Genomic DNA, 3,117 nt, shown 5'->3' with positions numbered 1-3,117 from the left:
TTCCAGTACTTCGACAAGGGGTCGATGGCCGCGGTTTCGCGGTACTACGCGGTGGTGAAAATCGGTCCGCTCGAGTTCGGTGGCATCATCGGCTGGTTCGCCTGGCTGCTGCTGCACTTGGTCTATCTGATCGGGTTCAAGAACAAGATCACCACGGTGCTGTCGTGGATTGTGACGTTTTTGAGTGGCCGGCGCGGACAGCTCACGATCACTGAGCAGCAGGCCTTCGCCCGTACCCGCCTCGAACAGCTGGCCGTATTGGCGGCCGAGGCTCATGAGGACGAGACGGCCAAGGCCGCCAGTTAGTTCTCGGCTTCGAGGTTTTGCAGCCGCACCTGACCGCGGGCCACGAGACGGTCGTCGGAGTCGGCGATGGTCACTATCCACAGCTGCTGTCGCCGCCCCCGATGCACCGGAGTCGCGGCGCCGTAGACCGTCCCGCTGTTGATCGCACGCAGGAAGTCGGTGTTGTTGTTGACGCCGACGACCGAGCCACCGCCGTTGGTGGCGATCCAGGTGTACGCGGCCACGCTGGCCAGGCTCTCGACCATCGAGCAGTAGACACCGCCATGCACGATGCCCATCGGTTGCAGTAGCTTTGGCACGACGTCCAGCTGACCGCGCGTTCGATCGGGACTGATCTCGGTGAATACCAGACCTAATTCCTTGTCGAACGGCGCCTCCGGCAATGGCTGCATGCTTTTAGTGTTTACACGGCCGGCGACGTCACACGGGATTCCGGGGTGTTGGAACTTTCGTGCGCGACGTGGCACCGACCGATACTGTGAGCTCGGCTCAAAGGGGCTGTGAGCCTGGCTGGGAAACGCTCGACATAGCAGGGGGAATTAGATGGTGACGGCTACGACCGAGCCCGTGCGGTTGCCGCCCGGTACCCGGATTCCGAAGCTGATCCAGACTCTTCAGTTTCTGGTCTCGAACCACGCGATGTTTTCCGCTCTATCGCGGCGATACGACAGCAACGTGGTGAGGGTGAATCTGCCACGCAACAACCACGCGGTGGTGATCAACGATCCGGTTCTGGCCAAGGAACTGTTCAACACCGGCACCGAGCTGGTCGAACGTCCGCCGTCGGGGGCCGGGTCCATCGGCGAAGCATTCGGTCCGGGCTCGACGTTCAGCCTTGCCGGCGACGAACACCGCGAGCGCCGCAAATTGCTGGCGCCGCCGTTCCACGGCAAGCGGATGCGAAGCTACGACCGCATCATCGAAGAAGAGGTGACGCGCGAGATCGCGACCTGGCCCGAAGGCCGCGAGTTCGAAACGCTCGAGCCGATGCTGCGCATCACCGTCGGCGCGATTTTGCGCGCCGTGTTCGGCGCTGAAGGTCCCGCGCTGGAAGAGCTTCGCGAAACTGTGCCGGCCATGGTCACGCTCGGCTCACTGCTCGTGGTGTGCCCGCCGATCATGCGCAAGGACCTGGGCCCGTGGAGTCCGTGGGGGCGCTACATGAAGCGGCGGCGTCGCTTCGACGCCGTCATCGCTTCGCTGATCGCCGAGGCGCGGGCCGACCCCGACATCGGGGATCGCAAGGATGTGTTGGCGTTGCTGCTGCAGGCCCGCTACGAAAACGGCGAGCCGATCTCCGACGAGCACATCACCGACGAGTTGCTCACCTTGCTCGGCTCCGGCCACGAGACAACGGCATCGTCGCTGGCCTGGGCGTTGGAGCGGCTGAGCCGCCATCCCGAGCTGATGACGCGCCTGGCTGAGGAAGCCGACGCAGGCGGCTCCGAATTGCGGCAGGCCACCATCTGGGAGGTCCAGCGCACCCGGCCGGTTCTGGACGGCACGACACGGCGCACGAAAACGCGAATCCGGTTGGGCGACTGGGTCCTTCCGGAGGGGACCAACATCATCATCAGCATTAAGCTGGCCCACGACTCTGAGGAGAGCTTCCCGGACGCGGGGTCGTTCAACCCGGATCGGTACATGGGCACCAACGCCAAGCCCGTTGCCTGGATCCCGTTCGGTGGCGGCGTCAACCGTTGTGTCGGCGCCGCGTTCGCCAACATGGAGTCGGACGTCGTCCTGCGGATGCTGCTACGCGAATTCCGTTTCATTCCAACCGATGCGCCGGGCGAGCGCGCGCGGTGGCGTGGCGTGGCGACCGTGCCGGCCAAGGGCGCGAGAGCGATGGTGCACCGGCGAACCGACAAGCCGTCCAACGGTGCCGACTCGGTATCCGCGGGTGACCGCAGCAGCGCGTAACGCACTGGCATACTTGCCGCTGTGACAAGCGCCCTCCGGCACTACGTGAAACCCCTTGGCAGTTATTCATGGTTCAAGAAGGCCATGAACAAATACTGGTACCCCTTCGTCACCCGCAGGTGGGATCAAGACGACGTCGTCTTTCTCAACTGGGGCTACGAAGAGGATCCCCCGATGGGCCTGCCGTTGGCGCCAGAGGACGAGCCCAACCGATACTGCATTCAGCTGTACCACCGCACTGCGACCCAGACCGATCTCAGCGGCAAGAAGGTACTGGAGCCCAGCTGCGGCCATGGCGGCGGCGGTGCCTACGTGATGAAGACGCTGCACCCGGCCTCCTATACCGGATTGGACTTCAACCCCGACGGCGTCGCATTCGCCAAACGCCGCTACGACCTGCCGGGCCTGGATTTCGTGCATGGCGACGCCGAGCACCTGCCGTTCCCCGATGAGTCGTTTGACGCGGTGCTCAACGTCGAGGCCTCGCACGCCTACCCGCACTTCGACCGCTTCCTCTCCGAGATGGTCCGGGTGCTGCGCCCGGGCGGGCACTTCCTCTATGTCGATTTCCGCGGATTCCTCGAATACGACGAGTGGGACGCGGCTCTGGCGGGGCTGCCGTTGCGGCTGGAGTCCAAGCGCGAAATCAACCCCGACGTTCTGCGAGGGCTGGACAACAACTCCGGCCGGTACCTGGACCTGGTCGGCAGCCGATTGCCGTTGTTCCTGCGTCCCTTCGGCCGGCTGTTCGCCGGTGCGCCCGACACGCTGATGTACAAGGAACTGCAGCGCGGACGGCTGTCGTACCGGATGTATCACTTCATCAAGGACTGACGCCTAACGGCTTCAGTCGAATTGACCTTCAGATACAGGCGAGCCCCGTGCATA

The 3,117-nt window shown here is 64.0% G+C and carries 3 protein-coding genes and 1 pseudogene; 3 read left to right on the top strand and 1 reads right to left on the bottom strand.

What is annotated here, in order from left to right:
* Nucleotides 1–306, top strand: a pseudogene (locus tag VN856_RS12780) (NAD(P)/FAD-dependent oxidoreductase); the annotation flags it as partial.
* Here the strand turns inward: VN856_RS12780 and VN856_RS12775 are convergent.
* Nucleotides 303–698, bottom strand: a complete 396-nt coding sequence (locus VN856_RS12775) for a PaaI family thioesterase (RefSeq protein WP_325689526.1) — start codon at nucleotides 696–698, stop codon at nucleotides 303–305. The pseudogene VN856_RS12780 and the gene VN856_RS12775 overlap by 4 nt on opposite strands.
* A 151-nt stretch (nucleotides 699–849) precedes the next feature.
* On the opposite strand from VN856_RS12775, the gene VN856_RS12770 reads away from it, so the two are divergent.
* Together VN856_RS12770 and VN856_RS12765 are read left to right on the top strand one after the other, a co-directional pair.
* Nucleotides 850–2,229 (top strand): cytochrome P450, encoded by a 1,380-nt coding sequence (locus VN856_RS12770; RefSeq protein ID WP_325689524.1) that lies wholly within the window; start codon nucleotides 850–852, stop codon nucleotides 2,227–2,229.
* 21 nt (nucleotides 2,230–2,250) lie between these two features.
* Nucleotides 2,251–3,063, top strand: a complete 813-nt coding sequence (locus VN856_RS12765; protein ID WP_325689522.1) for a phthiotriol/phenolphthiotriol dimycocerosates methyltransferase — start codon at nucleotides 2,251–2,253, stop codon at nucleotides 3,061–3,063.
* The last annotated feature ends 54 nt before the right edge of the window (nucleotides 3,064–3,117 follow it).

The organism is Mycobacterium sp., assembly GCF_035603715.1.
In the GTDB taxonomy this organism is placed as follows: domain Bacteria; phylum Actinomycetota; class Actinomycetes; order Mycobacteriales; family Mycobacteriaceae; genus Mycobacterium.
Note: the sequence above shows the minus strand (reverse complement) of the source record. Positions and strands in the feature narration are given on the sequence as shown.

What these genes read in the sequence shown, in the direction of transcription:
- VN856_RS12775 (WP_325689526.1), bottom strand. Translation starts at nt 698, where the DNA reads ATGCAGCCATTGCCGGAGGCGCCGTTCGACAAGGAATTAGGTCTGGTA.
- VN856_RS12770 (WP_325689524.1), top strand. Translation starts at nt 850, where the DNA reads ATGGTGACGGCTACGACCGAGCCCGTGCGGTTGCCGCCCGGTACCCGG.